General features: G+C 60.7%; 17 protein-coding genes. 8 read left to right on the forward strand and 9 right to left on the reverse strand.

Annotated features, from left to right (window positions below):
* Positions 1–102: 102 nt before the first annotated feature.
* A complete protein-coding gene (locus BMI86_RS17360; RefSeq protein WP_078542454.1) occupies positions 103–633 on the forward strand; it encodes an RNA 2'-phosphotransferase in 531 nt (176 codons plus the stop codon).
* A 47-nt stretch (positions 634–680) separates the two neighbouring features.
* Here BMI86_RS17360 and BMI86_RS17365 read toward each other — a convergent pair whose 3' ends face one another.
* The 4 genes from BMI86_RS17365 to BMI86_RS17380 are packed head-to-tail and all read right to left on the reverse strand — an operon-like array spanning position 681 to position 6,096.
* A complete protein-coding gene (locus BMI86_RS17365; RefSeq protein ID WP_078542455.1) occupies positions 681–2,465 on the reverse strand; it encodes a TniQ family protein in 1,785 nt (594 codons plus the stop codon).
* Between the two features lie 12 nt (positions 2,466–2,477).
* Entirely contained in the window at positions 2,478–3,446 is a 969-nt protein-coding gene (locus BMI86_RS17370; RefSeq protein WP_078542456.1) for an ATP-binding protein, read from the reverse strand.
* The gene (locus tag BMI86_RS17375; protein ID WP_078542457.1) at positions 3,443–5,395 is read right to left on the reverse strand and encodes a Mu transposase C-terminal domain-containing protein; all 1,953 of its coding nucleotides are present in this window, start codon (positions 5,393–5,395) and stop codon (positions 3,443–3,445) included. Before BMI86_RS17375 ends, BMI86_RS17370 begins: the two co-directional genes overlap by 4 nt.
* The gene (locus BMI86_RS17380) at positions 5,392–6,096 is read right to left on the reverse strand and encodes a hypothetical protein (RefSeq protein ID WP_078542458.1); all 705 of its coding nucleotides are present in this window, start codon (positions 6,094–6,096) and stop codon (positions 5,392–5,394) included. Before BMI86_RS17380 ends, BMI86_RS17375 begins: the two co-directional genes overlap by 4 nt.
* Positions 6,097–6,590: 494 nt before the next feature.
* On the opposite strand from BMI86_RS17380, the gene BMI86_RS17385 reads away from it, so the two are divergent.
* Both BMI86_RS17385 and BMI86_RS17390 read left to right on the forward strand, forming a co-directional pair.
* Positions 6,591–7,586, forward strand: coding sequence for an HNH endonuclease signature motif containing protein (locus tag BMI86_RS17385; protein ID WP_078542459.1), 996 nt, complete (start codon positions 6,591–6,593; stop codon positions 7,584–7,586).
* Positions 7,587–7,666: 80 nt separating this feature from the next.
* Positions 7,667–8,908: a hypothetical protein gene (locus tag BMI86_RS17390; RefSeq protein WP_143594854.1), complete on the forward strand. Its 1,242-nt coding sequence runs from the start codon at positions 7,667–7,669 to the stop codon at positions 8,906–8,908.
* Positions 8,909–8,992: 84 nt separating this feature from the next.
* Here the strand turns inward: BMI86_RS17390 and BMI86_RS17395 are convergent, their stop codons facing one another.
* The 3 genes from BMI86_RS17395 to BMI86_RS17405 form a co-directional block, all read right to left on the reverse strand.
* Positions 8,993–9,616, reverse strand: a complete 624-nt coding sequence (locus tag BMI86_RS17395; protein ID WP_078542461.1) for a transmembrane anchor protein — start codon at positions 9,614–9,616, stop codon at positions 8,993–8,995.
* Positions 9,617–9,629: 13 nt separating this feature from the next.
* Positions 9,630–10,322, reverse strand: coding sequence for a HupE/UreJ family protein (locus BMI86_RS17400; RefSeq protein WP_246831763.1), 693 nt, complete (start codon positions 10,320–10,322; stop codon positions 9,630–9,632).
* 88 nt (positions 10,323–10,410) lie between these two features.
* The gene (locus tag BMI86_RS17405; protein ID WP_078542463.1) at positions 10,411–10,773 is read right to left on the reverse strand and encodes a hypothetical protein; all 363 of its coding nucleotides are present in this window, start codon (positions 10,771–10,773) and stop codon (positions 10,411–10,413) included.
* Positions 10,774–10,851: 78 nt separating this feature from the next.
* Between BMI86_RS17405 and BMI86_RS17410 the strand changes: the two genes are divergently transcribed.
* Together BMI86_RS17410 and BMI86_RS17415 are read left to right on the forward strand one after the other, a co-directional pair.
* The gene (locus BMI86_RS17410; protein WP_078542464.1) at positions 10,852–11,109 is read left to right on the forward strand and encodes a metal-sensing transcriptional repressor; all 258 of its coding nucleotides are present in this window, start codon (positions 10,852–10,854) and stop codon (positions 11,107–11,109) included.
* A 7-nt stretch (positions 11,110–11,116) separates the two neighbouring features.
* Positions 11,117–12,436, forward strand: a complete 1,320-nt coding sequence (locus tag BMI86_RS17415) for an MFS transporter (protein WP_078542465.1) — start codon at positions 11,117–11,119, stop codon at positions 12,434–12,436.
* 3 nt (positions 12,437–12,439) lie between these two features.
* On the opposite strand, the gene BMI86_RS17420 is transcribed toward BMI86_RS17415, so the two are convergent.
* Together BMI86_RS17420 and BMI86_RS17425 are read right to left on the reverse strand one after the other, a co-directional pair.
* The gene (locus tag BMI86_RS17420) at positions 12,440–13,816 is read right to left on the reverse strand and encodes an ATP-binding protein (protein ID WP_078542466.1); all 1,377 of its coding nucleotides are present in this window, start codon (positions 13,814–13,816) and stop codon (positions 12,440–12,442) included.
* On the reverse strand, positions 13,813–14,538 hold the full coding sequence (locus BMI86_RS17425; protein ID WP_078542467.1) for a response regulator: 726 nt from the start codon (positions 14,536–14,538) through the stop codon (positions 13,813–13,815). The genes BMI86_RS17420 and BMI86_RS17425 overlap by 4 nt, the downstream gene beginning before the upstream one ends.
* Positions 14,539–14,710: 172 nt before the next feature.
* Here BMI86_RS17425 and BMI86_RS17430 point away from each other — a divergent pair, with 172 nt between their 5' ends.
* From BMI86_RS17430 to BMI86_RS17440, 3 genes are all read left to right on the forward strand, one after another.
* Positions 14,711–15,238, forward strand: coding sequence for a hypothetical protein (locus tag BMI86_RS17430; RefSeq protein ID WP_078542468.1), 528 nt, complete (start codon positions 14,711–14,713; stop codon positions 15,236–15,238).
* 56 nt (positions 15,239–15,294) lie between these two features.
* Entirely contained in the window at positions 15,295–15,789 is a 495-nt protein-coding gene (locus tag BMI86_RS17435) for a cytochrome b/b6 domain-containing protein (RefSeq protein WP_078542469.1), read from the forward strand.
* An 80-nt stretch (positions 15,790–15,869) separates the two neighbouring features.
* Entirely contained in the window at positions 15,870–16,298 is a 429-nt protein-coding gene (locus BMI86_RS17440; RefSeq protein ID WP_078542470.1) for an EF-hand domain-containing protein, read from the forward strand.
* Positions 16,299–16,370: the final 72 nt, after the last annotated feature.

Below are 16,370 nucleotides of genomic sequence, written 5' to 3' on the forward strand. Positions count from 1 at the left end.
GCGCGCTCCAATGTGTTGAAAGGAACCGTGAGTCGGTTCCGCTTTATCCGATCGTCGACGAGCGTTAGCTTCCGGACATCTTGATCCTTTGCAGAGTCCCAGATGAGCAACGACAGCAAATTCCTCGCCCGGGTGTTGCGGCACGCGCCAGACGAGATTGGTCTTTCGCTCGGTGAGCAGGGGTGGGTGCGCGTCGAGGAGTTGCTGCGCGCTATGAAGAAGGCGGGCCGACCACTGACAAGGAGCCAGCTCGAAGAAATCGTCGCGACGAACGATAAGTCTCGCTTTACTTTGAGAGGCGAAATGATCCGCGCAGCTCAGGGCCATTCCGTCGATGTAGATCTTGGCTTGCCTGCTCTTGAGCCCCCGGAAACTCTTTATCATGGCACCGCGTCTCGAAATCTCGATGCGATTTTTGCGACTGGGCTCGTGTCAGGCCGCCGTCGTCAGGTGCACCTTTCGCCAGATCCCGCAACGGCCTCGCGCGTTGGCGAGCGGCACGGAAAGCCGACAGTTCTAAGAGTGGACGCTGGGCGTATGCACGCAGACGGTTATGCCTTTTATCGGGCGGATAACGGGGTCTGGCTGACAGATGAAGTGCCTGCGAGCTACCTCGGGTTTGGTATGACGTGAGCACTGGATTGATCGTGGGGGTGCCTTGTGCCCCCGCAATCAGAACATCAGACGAAAATCAGCTCGGCAGATCTGACGAGGCAACAGCGCCTCGTGTTCTGGGCGCTCTTTGCGCCGACAACCTCGATGCCTCGCTCGCTCAACTTGTTCATGATGTGCCGTGAGCTCGAGCCTTTCGCTTGCGCGATATCACTGACCACAAGGTATCGCCTCTGGAACTCGGAGAGCGCCGTTGGAGTGATCTGAAAGGTTTGAGCGCCTCCCAACCGCGATTGCGTTGCCGCGAGCAGTCCTTCCCGGCACCAATGCGTGACGCATTCGTGTTTCCAGCCCGTAATCTCCGTGACTTCGAGGGCGGTGTAGCTCTTGGGCGATGTCTCCGTCTGTAAGTGTCTTGAGATGACAGCGCGATCAAACTCGATGTCACCAAGGGCTCTCGGCTCTGCGGAATCTCGCGCGACGACCCTGAGATCTGCGATTGCGCGCAGCAGCGCCAAGAGGGCCGTGCGGTCCGTCGTGCGGCGCAAATTGATGTCACGAAACGCAATGAGATCTTCGCTGTCGCTCCAACCGCGACTGGCTTTCGAAATGCGCCTCACCAGCTCGTTCAAGGCTTCCCGGTCATATTCTCCGTCGACCAAGGGTGGGCGCTGGTCTCGGGCAACCTTCTCAACCACTCCAGCTTCGCAGAGCAGTCCGAACTGCTTCTTCGAGATTTCAAGCAGCTCCATGGCTCCTTTCGCGGTCAGGAAGCGGCGTCTGCTCGCGATGGCCTCCGCCACTTCAGTTCGCGGGATCACGGTATGAACATGGCCAAAGCCGGAGCGGTGCTGCTTGCCGAGCAGTCGACCTTCCCGCACGGCTTCCACAATGCGCTCGCCGCGAATGCCGATTTCCCTCGCGGCACTCGTTGCGGTCTGCCACGAGCCTTCGTCTGTGACGACAAGGTTGCCGGTGTAGGTCCCCTCGAATTCTTTCGCGATGACCCGGCCGACGCGCTCTCGAAAGGGTTCGTATTCAGGCGCTCGAAACCTCATCAACCGCTGATACCACTTTCCAAGAATCTCCGGTGCAGAGTTGCCTTGGAGTGAGCTTGCTCTCATCCGCTGCAAGACCGTTTCGTCGAAACCGTCCGGCCATGATGAGAGGGCTGATGCAGCGGGGGCCATGAACGTGGCAGCTTCGCTCGGTGTTTGGGGAAGCGGTGTCTTGCCAGCTTTCCCGGTTCGTGTTTCGACTGAGCCGCTGGCCAGAAAGAACAGGAAAGAGCCGATATCCCCAGGAATCCCATTCTCGAATGGGATTAGGTTGGTCGGTGCTGGTTCGTGCCGCCGATTGAGAAGCACGGTGATCTTGCATTCATAGTCGTCTGCCGGATCTTTGGGAAAGTGCTCGAGGACAAGGCCGCACTCGCAGCTGCGAAAACCTCCTCGGATCGGTGAGAGGCTCTCCTTGCACCGCGGACAGTTCGACTGGAGCCGAAGACGATGATCAGCGCATGCGGAAACAAGGCTATGACGCCAGATCGCTTGCCATGGTTTGCCTTCCGCAATACAGGCAGGACAGATCGCTTCGAACTGGTTGCGTTGGAACCTCCATTCGAGCGCGGGATCGGATGCTGTAGCTGAGGGAGCAATGTGCTCGAGGCTTGCAGATGAAGCGCCGAGGCGCTCGGCATAGTCCGAAAGATTTTCGATCAACGGACGCCCCAAAGGGATTTCCGCCGCCGAGAGGAATTCGCTGACATGCGCGTAGGCGTTCAGGTTCGCGAGCCTTCGGAGAAAGCCGTATAGACTTTCCCCATCCTTCGGTGAATCCGTCCGAAATACCACGGGTCTACGCCGTCAGAACGCTTCAAGCTCGCTGAGCGTGCTCGGCGAGATCGGCAGGTCCGCGTCTTTCATCACGCTTGCATAGGCTCTGAGAAGCTGAATGTCGCTCGGTGGTTCCTCACGTAAGAACAGGTCCGCACTGAGGCCATTTTGTAGACTCGCCTCGGCACCTCGTTTCACGGCAGCCATCGAGAAGGGGGCGCCTGCCTGCAAGGTGAGTGCTGCGGCCAAGATCCTGGCAGTCAGCCCGACGCGGCCTCCGGTGGCCCCATACAAGCGCCTGGCCATGTCGAGATCGTCGAATTCGATCGCTATCGCGAGCTCGGCTTCAATATGCGCGAATAGGCTCAGGACGGCGGAGGTGAAATCCTGCCGATCCAGATTGCTACTCCAAGTATACGGCGGGAAGAGCGTCGTGCGGAGTGCTCGCTCTCGAAACTGCTCGTTGCCGTCTATGATTTTCTGGAATTTCGGTAACCCCGAGAGAATGAGCGTAACCCCTGTCGCGTCGACGATCGCCTTGAAATGGTCTGCTGCGGCTCTGGGGGACAGATTGGCTCCGGGCTCCGCGCAGTGGCTCGCTTCATCGAGGGCGATGAAGTCGATGCCGTCCTGCTGGATTGCTGAGATAAGGCGTTCGCGCACGAGACCTGTTCTGTCTTTAGGCCCGCAGTCGTAGCCAATCGCTTGGAGCATCGCCCGATACAGGTCGCGATCATTCGGCTTCGGGGGGACCACGCCCAAGCCGAAACTCGACGTCGCAATCAATGACCCAGGGCCAGTCGATTTGGCATCGAGTATGTCGCGGAGTTCACTGAGAAGCTCTGTTTTGCCACAGCGCGTCGGACCGAGAAGCGGAACGATGGCGCCGCCTATGCTGCGACCGAGCTTCGATTGCGCGATCATCGCCTCCAGTGTCTCGTCGTAAATTCTGTGCTGGACCCGGACATCGAGTAGGCGAGATGTTAGTGTTTCGTTCATTGCGGTTTCTTGGATTTGACGGACGGCAGCTTGGACGGTCGCGTTACGGGGATAGTTGGGGTGACATCAGCAGCGCCTTCTTGTTCGCCAAGCGCAGGTTTTTTCTTGGATCTCTCGATAATGGCGTCGTTGGTGCGTTTTTGCTCTGCTTTATGCCGAGCCTTTTGATGTTTGGTCCGAGGGGCAGACCGTTCCTTTTCATGTATACCTTCAGCCATTGCTTTCAGGACTTCTTGTGCTGAAAGCGGCTCCGACGGGTCGGGCGAAAGGTGCTTTCGGATCCTCTTCAGTTCCTCGAACGAAATGGCCGGCAAACCTTCTTCTTTTGCAGGCACCAGAAGATGCTCGTTCGAAAGTGGATTCAAAACTGCGATTGCGCGGATGTCGGTCGGGTCTGATCGGATTTCCAACTCATGCCGGGGGCCGAGCTCCCGAAGGAGGGCCCTAAGCTCGGAGGAAGAATATTGAATGCCCTCAAACTCGATGCCGTAGTGGTGAAGTATGCGACGGGCTGTGGATGCGAAGAACATCTCCTGGATTTCACGGACGGTCGGAGGCTCCGGAATCAGGTGCTCTTCGCTGAGTCTGCGCCAACAGGCCGTCGGACTTTCCGCGGTGCGCAGCGCCGATTGGACGCGTCTCTGGGGTCGCCGCGCATGAACGTCGAACCTCCATTTTTGGACGATCCGATTGAGCTCTTCGAATGAAATGCACGCTTCGGTCATGGCGCGCTTGGTGCGTCTGGCGTTCCCCAACTCTGCGGTCGCCGTCGCTCCCGGGAGGGTCTGCAGGAACTGGTTCAAAGTCCTGAAGAAGCGCTCGATGAAGGGTTTTTTCTCCGGATGGCCTGGAATGTTCTTTCGAAATTCAAACTGTCCAACGGTGAGGCAGGCTTCGACCAGTTGACCGGCGTTTTCGTTTCCCTGATCAGAAACGACTGCGAAAGGACGTCCATAGGCTTGATGTCGGTTCTCGATCCCATTCTCATCAAAAAAGGCGTCCAAGGTCGGCGTCATGACTTCGCGCAGCGTCATTGCGGTAAGCAGGCCATTGGGCTTTGAGAGCGCGACCTGAAGCCCAACGACAAAGCCGGTCGCCGCGTCGATCGCTGCGCAGATCGTTGGTCTCGCGACATGGCCTTCGGTATCGATAATCACGAAAATATCGGCTTCGGTGCTGTCAATCTCGACCCGCTCAAGAGGCGCCTCAATTTTCTGGAAGCGACCGGCTTGAATAAGCGCCTTTCTGCTTTCCTCGCTGCCCAGTCGGCGCTTGATCACATCGGCATGGGGCAACGCATCGATCAGGCTCCGAACCACTTTCTCACCGTGAGGAAGCGGCGTTCGCTTCTTCTCTCTGCAAGCTTCAAGATACTTCAGACCTGCATCCCTTGCGACGGCTGCGAGCGTCTTTCGGTCAGATTGAAGATACTGGGTCTCGAGGAGATCGTAGACGATCTCTTCAAACAACCAGTCATGACGCGGCAATCGATTACCCGATTGATGTCGGCGATCATGCAGAGCGGCCTGCCCTTCTCGTAGAAAACTTCGCTGCCAGATCTGGATCGTTCGCGAGGTCGGGAATGCTTTGCCACGGGCCTGAAACTCTGGGTCCTCTCGGAATTCGCGCGTCATCTCCTCAATACGAAGGGACCAGGTCATACCGAGACGCTTGAGCTCGCTGTTCCGCTTGAGAATCCGCTCACGAATTCGCCGTTCGCGCTGCTCCTCGCTATCACCGAGACGATTGCTTTCCGACTGGCCGGCTGAGTTTGTCACCCGCCCCATTGAAATGTGAAGACGAAACTCTTCCACCGGCATCTCGTGGAGATCGCCGGACGGTGATTTCAATAGGACAGCGGGTCGATCGAGCAGCTCGCCCTGGATCTCGTGAGCCTCTTCGTCTCGGAGCAGGAAGCGGCCGTCAAACTTACGCAAACGCATCGTCATAGTGGGAGCACCTCGAGGTGATCGAAGGCGCCATGAGCCAGTGCCAACTCGGACCTTGGAGAGAGAGGAGACGAGCGTAGGTCTGCTCTTAAAACGCCATGCAAGATCGCAGTCAGGACATCGCCTTGGGTCAGATCATTTTTCACGAGTTCGGACAGTTTCGTTGGATTTCGGGCCTGCGCATGGAGTTTTTTCGATGTGCTGGGAGCTAGCTCGCGTCCGACATAGGGGCGTAGATGGCGAGCATTGGTCGTGATGGCTTCGTTTAGCTCCTGATCCGTAACGAGGATCAGCCTTTGTCCAAGCTCAGCGAAAATTTTCGGGAGCCGGACCGTGACCGGATCTTGGTCGAGAAACCGCTCCGGTTTTGTCTCGACATAGACAACGGAGCCATCAGCGAGATGCAGCAAAAAATCCGGGGTGTATGGCTTCACCCGATAGCCGGTGCTGGAGTGCGTTTCGAACAGCTCAGCTTTCGTCGCTGCAGTGCGGCCAGAGTTGATATCAATGCTCATTGGCTGCGGGCGAATACCTTGCACCCTGGGGTCGATCATCGCGGCGCAAGCAAAGGTCGCCTCCAAGTCGCCCTCGACCTGAATTCGCCCGTTGATCTTCGCGCCAGCGAGGATGTTGGCTTTCTTTTTCTGCCCTCGTTTCTGGATGCGCCGGGCAGCGGGATCAGCTGTTTCATCAATCTTCATGCGAATCGCGTTAACGAAATTCGTGTTTTGGTCAATAGATCCGCGAGGTTGCGCCACGCCCGTCCGATTTTTAACATATTGAAAATAAAATGTAATTTTTGGTTTTTGTGTGGATTGTGCGGAGTTGCGCTCACAAAAATTTTTTCAGTGGCTCCGGATCGGTCTCTAATAGGACCTGGTGCACTCAACGAACGGGCCATCGTTCTTGCCTGGTCGCATTGATTTGCTTTCGGTCCACACCGGTCTCTCAGCACCGTGCTTTGATGCTGCGGCTGCACCCTCAGAGCTGACATTAGAGGAGCTCGCATTAAAGCGCGTCGCATGAATGTGCACTGTCCACGTTTGTCGTTGACACACACCTCGCAAAATCGACATTCTCTTGATGCGTCCAGAGCATAAGGCAGCGCCAGACGCTCTATTTCTCGTCTGCCAACAATAACCGGCACCGGACCATTCCGGGGAATGGCCGAGACACCCTTGCACTGGAGAGCAAGATGCCATCCTCGAAAACGCCTGTGGGCGAGCATGACCACCTGTTGGAAATCTACGAAGCCGAAGTCGAGGTCGAATATCGCGGCGAGCGATATCACGTCCGTGACAACGGCGCGGTCTATCGACTAAACGAGTTCCGAAAACGCGCCCGTCCGCTTGACAAGACGTGGACCTTCGGACGCCAGAACCTCATGACCGGCTACTTTCTTCTGGCCGGGGTGCCGATCCATCGCATCGTTTGCACCGCCTTCAACGGCCCGCCACCCTCCGACCAACATGTCGTCGATCACATCGACACCAATCGGGCGAATAACAGACCCGAGAACCTACGCTGGCTCACGAGGCTGGAAAATGCACTTTTGAACGAAACAACTGCCCGCCGCATTGAGCTGGCTTACGGGTCGATAGAAGCGTTTCTAAAAGATCCATCCAAGCCCATAAACGAGACATCCTTTCCCGACGTTTCATGGATGCGGACCGTAACCAAGGAAGAGGGTGCCCGAACCATGTCCCGCTTTGAGGCTTGGGCGAAGAGCGGGGCGGTTCCAAGCGGAGGCGCAATCGGCGAGTGGCTCTACGGCACCCGTGGGCGAGCTGACTTCGAGCCGGAGCCGGAAGAGTATGAAAGCCTGACGCCATCGGCCATCCAAGTTCAGTGGAGGGTCCCGACCGAGTTTCCCGGATGCCCGGAGGCGGTGTCAGAAGATGGGTTGGAGCGATACGCTCAGAACCTCCGGTTCGGAGATGTCTTCGCCCGGAACCGCATCTATCAGAGCTTGGTCGTGCAATGCGCGCTCGTCGAGGGCGGGCTGGTTGTGCTTACCCGGGCTGCGGAAGCTAACGCGATCAAGGACTGGGCTGTCGCTATGATCACGATCCGTGGCGAGTTGTTTGTTCATTGCAGCAAGCATCAATATTTCACGCTTCAGGGAGCGCTAAAGGCCTTCTGCGAGCTGACCGGCGAAAGCTTTGAAGACAGCATCGACGACTATACGTGAAGGGTGCGCGGCGCTATTTCGCGTAACCGCCGTGCGACCTTTGGCGCCGGTTAGGGTAAGTGTCTGAGCATGTGGTGTGAATGTTGTGGCGCAACATCCTATTACTGCCGTTCATTGTGCTCGCCGATGCATATAGTTTTCCGCTATCAGAGACTTTTCGATTTGTTCGCTATGGAGGACAAGGCACTGTGACCGCTCCGCCGCTGATCCTTTACCTCGATACGCAAGATTATATCCGCCTTTTCAACGAACCGGATGATGGTCCTACCCATGCGATCCTCGACCAGCTCATCGTATTTCGGGATCGGGGCGATATCGTGATCGGCTACTCGTGGGCGATCATGCTTGAGTTCATCACACGCCCGACCGACGAGTTCCGTGAAGAACGTGTTCGTAGGGGAAAGTTGGTGAAAGATATCTGCGGGCGGAATGCCTTCCCCTTTTTTTCGGACTTGAAACATGGAGCGCGCTTCCCGAACAACGGCGCGTGGATCACAGGCCGCGATGGAAAATTGATGACGGCCAAGTGGTTTCGGCGTCAGATGGAGAAGCAATACCTTGAAACTCTCGCGGAACAGCGGGGCCTCAACCGCGCCCAGCGCCGACGATTGAAAACGCCATCAGCAATGCGTCAACTGTTACGCGAGAATTCTTCTACATGGGGCACAAAACGGGAAGATTTCAAAGGGTTTCCAGTATCGGATGAGCTTATCGAAAGTGGCGTTCTGACACGCTTTCTGAAAGGTCGATGTTCGGACGCCGAGTTCGAGGAACGGATCAACCGCTGGTTCTCGGATCCAGCCGAGTTCAGCCGGATCGCCTACGACTACGCTGACAAACCGAACCTGTTGGACGAGTTCTTCGGCCCAAGCCTCAACAAAATTGAAGCCGCACTGCAGCAGATGCAAGAAGCCGGTCGCAACTTTGACGATGTGGGGAAGGCTATCCGAGGACATCGCCAGAGCCTGATCGACATGGGTTTCGGTAAACGCACTGCCAGGCGGCTCACTACACCGGCCCCACGGCCAACGCTGGACCCATCAGATGTGGTCCGCAAGATTGAAGATCACATTGGTGAGGGGCGCGCAGGCCATATTGGTCACTACGTGCTCAAGGCGTCCCAGAACAACCGCGGTTTCAAGCGCTCGGATTTTATGGACATCATGCAGATGTGCTACGTGCCGGACTGCGACCTTTTCCGATGCGATAAAGCGATGGCCGATCTTTATCGGGATTACGAACCCTTCGCCGGAAAGCTGGTGGCGAAGTTCACAGACCTACCTGCGCGGATTGAAGCGCGGTTGTGCGACCGCGGCGCATGACTGCTTTCCGTTCTCTCTATCAGAGTGTTGTGGCCGGCCCAAAGCTGCCATTCACCGCTGGACGCGGGAATGGCAGCTCTCAGCTTAACTCGCGTTGATCAGTTCGGCATACTCGCCCCGTAACTGAAGCTTCACCGTCACAGGACTTCCATCGCGGTTGCGCCAGAACCAACCGTGTTGGCCGTCGAAATCGGCAAGGATGCCTCCCTCTGATCCTGTCGAGCCGCGAGCCTTTTCATAGGTCACCGACTCGCCCGAGCCATGCCCGTGCATGTCGAAGTTCACGCGCCCGCCCTCGACCATCATCCGGTATTGCGCGGTCTGTCCCTTGGTCATCACCAGCTTCCACTCGGCCGACTGCCCCGGCTCCAACGTGAAGCTGATCTCGTCGCGCCAAGGTTCGACGTCTTCCGCGTAGGCCGCGCTCACGAACAGGCCGAGAATTCCGTCGATCAGGCTCGACTGGTCCTCGATAGCCGGGGTCATGAGACGGTCCGCTTCGGCTTCTTCGGCGAGCTGGTTCTTGATCTCTCCCATCTCGGTCAGTCCCAGCAAGCGCCCTGCACGGGTCGGATCGATCCCATATTCTGCCGGCAGGACGACGGTGACGAGAATGACCACGGCGGAGATGCCCGCGATGAGCGTCGATTTGAGGAGCTGGGCCGAGCTCGGCAGCTCTTCGAGGGAAGGTCGTTTCGAATTGAACATGTCAGGTCTCCTTTCAGGCGACGAAATAACCGGTGATCTGGTAGCCCATGAGCACGAAGCCCAGGGTCATCATCACGACGTTTGCGGTGTAGGCTTGGCGCAGGAAGGCAGGGCTGCGGCGCCAGTAGCCCATGACGATAAGGATCATGGCGAGCGCCATGATTTGGCCGATCTCGACCCCGACGTTGAAGGCGAGCAGGTTGGGCAAAAGCCCGTCTTGCGCGATATCGTAGTCGAGAATCTTCGTGGCGAGCCCGGTGCCGTGGAAGAAGCCGAAGATCAGCGTGGCGAGCTTGGTATTCGGCTGGAAACCGAACCAGCGCTGATAGGCACCCAGATTGTCGAGCGCCTTGTAGACCACCGAAAGCCCGATGATCGCATCGACGATATAGGCATTCACGCCCCAACCGAACCAGACGCCCAGCAGCATCGTTGTCGAATGACCGAGGGCGAAGAGGCTCACGTAGAGGCCTACGTCTTTCATCCTGTAGAGGAAGAACACGACACCGAGCAGGAAGAGGATATGGTCATATCCGGTCACCATGTGCTTGGCGCCCAGATACATGAAGGGGAGGAGGTTCACGCCCCAGATTTCCTGGATATAGCCTGCGTCGCCTTCGGTGACGTTATGGGCCGAGGCAGCGCTCGCCCAGAGGCTCAGAGCCAAGAGGGCGGTAAGGATGGCGGTCGCGCGCCCTGTGCGCATACGTCCGTCATCCGCAAAAGCGGAAGTCATTTCAGTCTCCTTGGATTGTCCGCGTTGTCAGTGAAGGGTGGCCCGCGAGGGGCCAGCCTCACGCCCGCGGCGGGCGGTCCAGTCGGAAGACCGGTGGCGACCAATGCGATTGTGCTGTGCCACGCCAGGTCGCGAGGCGCGTGTGCTTGATCTGGCTGGACGGACCACTCGGCAAAACGGCCTGACCATGATCGTGGTCCGCGGCCTCATGATCATGTCCATGCAGAGCCCATGCGAGATCTTCTTCGAACCCGTGCGAGTGGCCGTGCTCTGCGATCATTTGCGCGTGATCTTGCAAGGTCTCGACGATCCTGGGGATGTGAGAGGCGGTCGGCGCCACCGTCCAGAGGACGAGGGAAAGGCAAGCAGCCACGACCGCAAGCCGTGCCGCGATGCGCGTTCCTCTTTCCTTCCAGCTCATCTTTGACCCTGCCTCGCTCTGTCGATGCATCTTATGCGATGTCTTGCACTATCCTCCCGGGGAGGTTAGCCCATTGCTATGACAGAACCGCATCTCCACGCAAGTCATTCGAAAGTCGTAACCCGGCTGAAACGCGCCGAGGGGCACTTGCACTCGGTCATTTCCATGATCGAAGACGGAAGGCCCTGCCTTGAACTGGCACAGCAGTTGCAGGCCGTCGAGCGCGCGATCCGGAGCGCGAAACAAGCCCTGATCCACGATCATCTGGATCATTGTCTCGACGCTGAGGACGAAGCGGGGCGGGCGGAACGCAAGGCCATTTCCCGCTATCTATGAGTGCCCCATGCTCGCCATCCTCGCTGACAGAACTTACCGCCATCTCTTTGCCGCGCAGGTCGTGGCGCTTCTGGGCACCGGGCTTGCGACGGTGGCGCTTGGGCTTCTGGCCTATGATCTGGCGGGGAACGATGCGGCGATGGTGCTGGGCACTGTCTTCACGATCAAGATGGTCGCCTATGTCGGGATCGCCCCGGTCGCGGGAGCTTTCGCCGACCGGGTGAACCGGCGGGTGTTGCTGGTCACGCTCGACCTTGTGCGGGCCTGCGCGGCACTGGCGCTGCCTTTCGTGACCGAGGTCTGGCAGGTCTATGGGCTGATTTTCGTGCTGCAATCGGCCTCCGCCGCCTTCACCCCGACATTTCAGGCGACGCTGCCCGATGTGCTGCCCGAAGAAGAGCGCTATACCCGCGCGCTGTCGCTATCGCGGCTGGCCTATGATCTCGAGAATATCGTCAGTCCGACGCTTGCCGCGCTGCTGCTGGCGGTGATGAGCTATAACAGCCTGTTTCTGGGAACGGTCGCTGGGTTCGTGGGCTCGGCCCTGCTGGTCGTCTCGGTGATCCTGCCAAGCCCGCAGGCGGCGACCCGGCGCGGCATCTACGAGCGGACCACGCGCGGCATCCGGATCTATCTCGCGACGCCCCGGCTGCGGGGGCTTCTTGCGGTGAACCTGGCTGCGGCAGCGGCGGGCGCGATGGTTCTGGTGAACTCGGTCGTGCTGGTGCGCGGCGGGCTCAACCTCTCGGACAGCGATCTGGCCTGGACGATGTTTGCATTCGGGGCGGGGTCGATGCTGGCGGCGCTGGGTCTGCCGCGGCTGCTTGATCGTGTGGCGGATCGCCCGGTGATGCTGTCGGGCGCAGGGGGGATGATCGCGGCGCTCCTCGGCCTTGCCGCGGCGATCTGGGCCGCCGGGCTGAGCTGGCCCTTGCTTCTCGCGGCATGGCTGGCGACGGGTCTGGGCTATTCAGCGGTGCTGACACCTTCGGGCCGGTTGCTGAGACGGTCCTCGCATTCCGAAGACCGTCCCGCGCTTTTTGCCGCCCAGTTCGCGCTGAGCCATGCCTGCTGGCTGGTGACCTATCCGCTCTCGGGCTGGCTGATGACCGAATTCGGCGCGATCCCGGCGCTCATCGGGCTGGCGGGGCTGGCGACGCTCGGGCTGATCGTGGCGCTGCGGGTCTGGCCCTCGGGCGATCCGCTGACGCTGGAACATAGTCACGACAACCTGCCGGCGGATCATCCGCATCTTCAGGGCCATCGCACGCATAGCCATCCGCTGGTGATCGACGACCTGCACCCGCATTGGGGCACCCGGTTCTGAGGCTCAGGCGGCCTCGAGCGGCAGGTGGACCCGGGCGCGCAGGCCACCCTCGGCGCGGTTCTCCAAGGTGACGTCGCCGCCATGGGCGCGCAGGATCGCCCGCGCGATCGACAGGCCCAGACCCGTGCCGCCGGTTTCGCGCGAGCGCGAGGTCTCGAGCCGGATGAACGGGTCGAAGACGCGCTCCAGATCCTCGGCATCGATGCCGGGGCCCTTATCCTCGATCACGATCTCGGCCGCCTTGCCCATCGGGTGCAGCGCCACGCGCGTCGCGCCGCCATAGCGTTGCGCGTTCTCGATCAGGTTGCGCAACGCGCGGCGCATCGGCGTGCGTTTGATCTCGGCGCGCAAGGGCCGAGCGTCTGTCAGATGCACCTGCGGCCCCTGCTCGGAAAGTTCCTTCACGAGATCGGCGAGCAGCTCCGACAGGTCCGCGCTTTCCAGCGGCTGATCCGGCGAGACGCCGCGCGCATAGGCCAGGGTCGCCTCGACCATCTCCTGCATCTCGTCGAGCGCCGCGATCATCCGTTCGCGGGTCTCATCCTCATCCACCATCTCGGCGCGCAGGCGCAGCGCGGTGATCGGCGAGCGCAGATCATGGCCGAGTGCTGCAAGCATCCGGGTCCGGTCCGCGATCATCGCGGATAGCCGCGCCTGCATCCGCTCCAGCGCTTCGGAAAGCGCCTGAACCTCGCGCGGGCCATCGCGCGGCATCTCGGGCGGGGCCGCGTCGAGCCCGAACCCGTCCGCAGCGCTCGCCAGCCTGCGCAGCGGGTCGGTGATCCGGCGCAGCCCGAACCAGAGCGCGGCGAGGATCAGCAGGAGCGACAGGAAGGTGGTGCCGAGGATCGCGGGCGGCAGTTGGATATCGGGGCGCTGGAACTCGGCGCGGGTGTTGAGCCACTGGCCCCCGGTCAGGGCAATCGAGATCCGCAGCTCTTCGGGCGCGATCCCCGCCGCGACCATCCTGTCGCGCAGCCAGCTCAGCGCTGCCGGAGGATCGGAGCGGCGCGCGCCATGGGGCGAGAGCGCCACTTCCTCGACCTGCAGGGTTCGATCCGCCCCCACGAGTTGCGTCAACTGCGCCGCCAACGCCGGGGAGTTGCCGCGCGTGGCAAGCGGCGCGGGGTCGGTGCTGAAGCGCACGAGCCGTGAATTGGCCACCGCCAGAATACCCGTGCGGCTGTCTTCCGGCGCGGCTTCGATCGCATCGAGAACCACCGCGCTGCGTTCGAGCAGTTCGGTCTGCTGTGCCGCCCGGACCGCCGCACCCCGCTCGTCGGCGAATAGCCACAGGCTGATCACCTGCGCCCCGACAAAAGCCGCGATGACGAGCAGCGCAAGCTGGCCGGTCAGTGATTTCGGAACAGGGAACCTCATGGCAATTCGCGCACATCCGCGGCGAGGCTGTAGCCCCCCGCGCGGATCGTCTGGATGATCTGCGGATGGGCCGGATCCGCCTCGATCTTGCGCCGCAGTCGGCTCACCTGGTTGTCGATCGTGCGGTCGAACACATCCGCGCTGCGCCCGCTCGTGATGTCGAGCAGCTGATCGCGCGAGAGCACGAAGCGGGGCCGTTCGAGAAAGGCCGTGAGCAGCTTGAACTCGGCGGTGGTCAGCGAGACCGGCTCGCCCCCCTCGCTCTGCACCAGCTCGCGCGTATCGGTGTCGAGCACCCAGCCCGCGAATTCCAGCTTGCGCCCGCCAAGGCTGCCCGCCATCGGCTGGGCGCGCTCGGAGCGGCGCAGGATCGCCTTCACCCGGGCCAGCAACTCGCGCGGATTGAAGGGCTTGGGCAGGTAGTCATCGGCCCCGATCTCGAGCCCGATGATACGGTCGGTCTCTTCGCTGAGCGCGCTGAGCATCAGGATCGGCGGGCCGCCCGCCGCAGACAACCTGCGCGCGACCGACAGCCCGTCCTCGCCCGGCATCATCACGTCGAGGATCACCAGATCGAACCGCCCGGTCTTGAGCGCCGCGTCCATCTCGCTCGCATCGCGCGCGGCCTGCGCGCGCATCCCGTTACGTTCGAGATAGCGGGTGACGGCATCGCGGATCTCGCGGTGATCGTCGACGACGAGGATATGGGGTTGCTCGCTCATGGCCCCGTCATAGCGCGAATTTCGGCGCCGGGGTAAGGATTTGCGTCACGCTTCGTCGCAGGTGGCAGTTTTTGCGACAAACGGATACAAATCTCCCCCCGATCTGGCACATCCCTGCGACAGAGCTGCCCCATCTTGGCCTCATCGAAACACGAACCAAAGAGGCAAGACAATGAAACGCAAGACGATCCTGACCCTTGGTGCCGCCGCGACCGCCGCCGTGATCGGCGCTCTGGCCATCCCCGCCATCGCCGGCGGTTTCGGCCCGAATGGCAACTGGGGCCCGCAGCAAATGATGCGCATGATGCACGGCGCGCAGGGCAGCGCGGAGATGATGCAGCGCGGTCCCTTCGGCGGCCATGGCCCGATGGGCGGCAATCCGATGGCCGATAGCGCGATCTACAAATCCTTCGACACCGATGCCGACGGCACGGTGAGCCCCGAGGAGGCCAAGGCCGGCATCGCAACACTGCAGGCCAAGAATGACGCGGATGGCAATGGCACCCTGTCGAAACCCGAATTCGAGGCGCTCTTCGCCGAGGCGACCCGCGGCTTTGCCGAGCGCCCCTTCACCATGCTCGATGCCGACAAGGACGGGCAGCTCTCGGCCGAGGAACTGACCTTCCCGGTGCAGATGATGGCGCGGATGCAGGCGATGCATGCACCGGCGGCGCCGGCGGCCCCGACGACCGCACAATGACATGACCAGAGCGCGGGCCGGATTGGCCCGCGCCTTCGCCTCGAGAGGACACTGACATGAGCAACGCTACGCCCAAGGGCTATTCCGTCACCCAGATCGCGCTCCACTGGGGCGTGGCTGCCCTGATCGCAGGACAGTATATCTTCAAGGACTCCATCGCGGGGGCCTGGAGCAAAGTCCGTCAGGGCGTCAGCTATGATTTCGATCCGTTGATCCTCGCGCATGTCGTGGGTGGGGGGCTGATCCTCGCGCTGGTCGTCTGGCGGCTTGCGCTGCGGCTCAAACGCGGCGCGCCGCCCCCGCCCGCAAACGAGCCCGGCCCGCTCAAGACCCTGTCGCATGTCGCGCATTGGGCCTTCTATGCCCTGATCGCGGCGATGTCGGTCACCGGTCTCGCGGCCTGGTTCGGCGATGTCGTCGTGGCCGCGCAGGTCCACAATGTGCTGAAGGTCGCGCTGCTCGCGCTGATCGTGCTGCATGTGCTGGCCGTGCCGTTCCACCGCCTCGTTCTCAAGAACAACGTGATGGTGCGGATGATCCGCCCTGAATGACCGGGCCTTCGATCCGCGCCAGTCGCCAAGCGCCCTGGCGCGGGCCGATAGCCCCCACGGAATCACAAAGGATACTTCCCATGAAACTCCCGCTTCTCACCGCGACCTTCCTTCTTGCCGCCAGTGCAACCCTCGCCCAGACCACGCCCGGCGATCAGTTCATGCAAGCCTGGGATCTCGACGGCAATGGCACCGCCACCCTCGCAGAGCTGCAGGAGATGCGCGGCAATGTCTTCACCAGCTTCGACGCCAATGAGGACGGCTATCTCGACGCCGAGGAATATGTGCTCTTCGACGAGGCACGCGCCGCCGACGTGGCGAATTACCAGGACGACCAACGCGCCCAGATGCAGAAAGTCGCCGATGGGATGAGCCTGCCGAACAGTGACCTCGACGGCGATGGCCGCGTCAGTCTCGACGAGTTCCAGGACGGCACGAAGACCTGGTTCGTGAAACTGGACAAGAACGGTGACGATGGCGTCACGCTCTCGGACTTCGAGATGAAGTGAATTCGGAAGACAGGGCGCGCGCCGACACTGTCGCTCAGGCGCGCGTTCCCTACTTTGGCTCGAACCAGACAT

Source organism: Thioclava sp. DLFJ5-1, from assembly GCF_002020115.1.
GTDB lineage: Bacteria > Pseudomonadota > Alphaproteobacteria > Rhodobacterales > Rhodobacteraceae > Thioclava > Thioclava sediminum.

Bases quoted from the DNA above. Each gene is read 5' to 3' on its own strand.
- BMI86_RS17440 (WP_078542470.1), top strand. From the start codon at position 15,870: ATGAAACTCCCGCTTCTCACCGCGACCTTCCTTCTTGCCGCCAGTGCA.
- BMI86_RS17435 (WP_078542469.1), top strand. From the start codon at position 15,295: ATGAGCAACGCTACGCCCAAGGGCTATTCCGTCACCCAGATCGCGCTC.
- BMI86_RS17390 (WP_143594854.1), top strand. From the start codon at position 7,667: ATGTTGTGGCGCAACATCCTATTACTGCCGTTCATTGTGCTCGCCGAT.
- BMI86_RS17400 (WP_246831763.1), bottom strand. From the start codon at position 10,322: ATGCGCACAGGGCGCGCGACCGCCATCCTTACCGCCCTCTTGGCTCTG.
- BMI86_RS17370 (WP_078542456.1), bottom strand. From the start codon at position 3,446: ATGAACGAAACACTAACATCTCGCCTACTCGATGTCCGGGTCCAGCAC.
- BMI86_RS17395 (WP_078542461.1), bottom strand. From the start codon at position 9,616: ATGTTCAATTCGAAACGACCTTCCCTCGAAGAGCTGCCGAGCTCGGCC.
- BMI86_RS17360 (WP_078542454.1), top strand. From the start codon at position 103: ATGAGCAACGACAGCAAATTCCTCGCCCGGGTGTTGCGGCACGCGCCA.
- BMI86_RS17405 (WP_078542463.1), bottom strand. From the start codon at position 10,773: ATGAGCTGGAAGGAAAGAGGAACGCGCATCGCGGCACGGCTTGCGGTC.
- BMI86_RS17425 (WP_078542467.1), bottom strand. From the start codon at position 14,538: ATGAGCGAGCAACCCCATATCCTCGTCGTCGACGATCACCGCGAGATC.
- BMI86_RS17375 (WP_078542457.1), bottom strand. From the start codon at position 5,395: ATGACGATGCGTTTGCGTAAGTTTGACGGCCGCTTCCTGCTCCGAGAC.
- BMI86_RS17415 (WP_078542465.1), top strand. From the start codon at position 11,117: ATGCTCGCCATCCTCGCTGACAGAACTTACCGCCATCTCTTTGCCGCG.
- BMI86_RS17430 (WP_078542468.1), top strand. From the start codon at position 14,711: ATGAAACGCAAGACGATCCTGACCCTTGGTGCCGCCGCGACCGCCGCC.
- BMI86_RS17385 (WP_078542459.1), top strand. From the start codon at position 6,591: ATGCCATCCTCGAAAACGCCTGTGGGCGAGCATGACCACCTGTTGGAA.
- BMI86_RS17380 (WP_078542458.1), bottom strand. From the start codon at position 6,096: ATGAAGATTGATGAAACAGCTGATCCCGCTGCCCGGCGCATCCAGAAA.
- BMI86_RS17410 (WP_078542464.1), top strand. From the start codon at position 10,852: ATGACAGAACCGCATCTCCACGCAAGTCATTCGAAAGTCGTAACCCGG.
- BMI86_RS17420 (WP_078542466.1), bottom strand. From the start codon at position 13,816: ATGAGGTTCCCTGTTCCGAAATCACTGACCGGCCAGCTTGCGCTGCTC.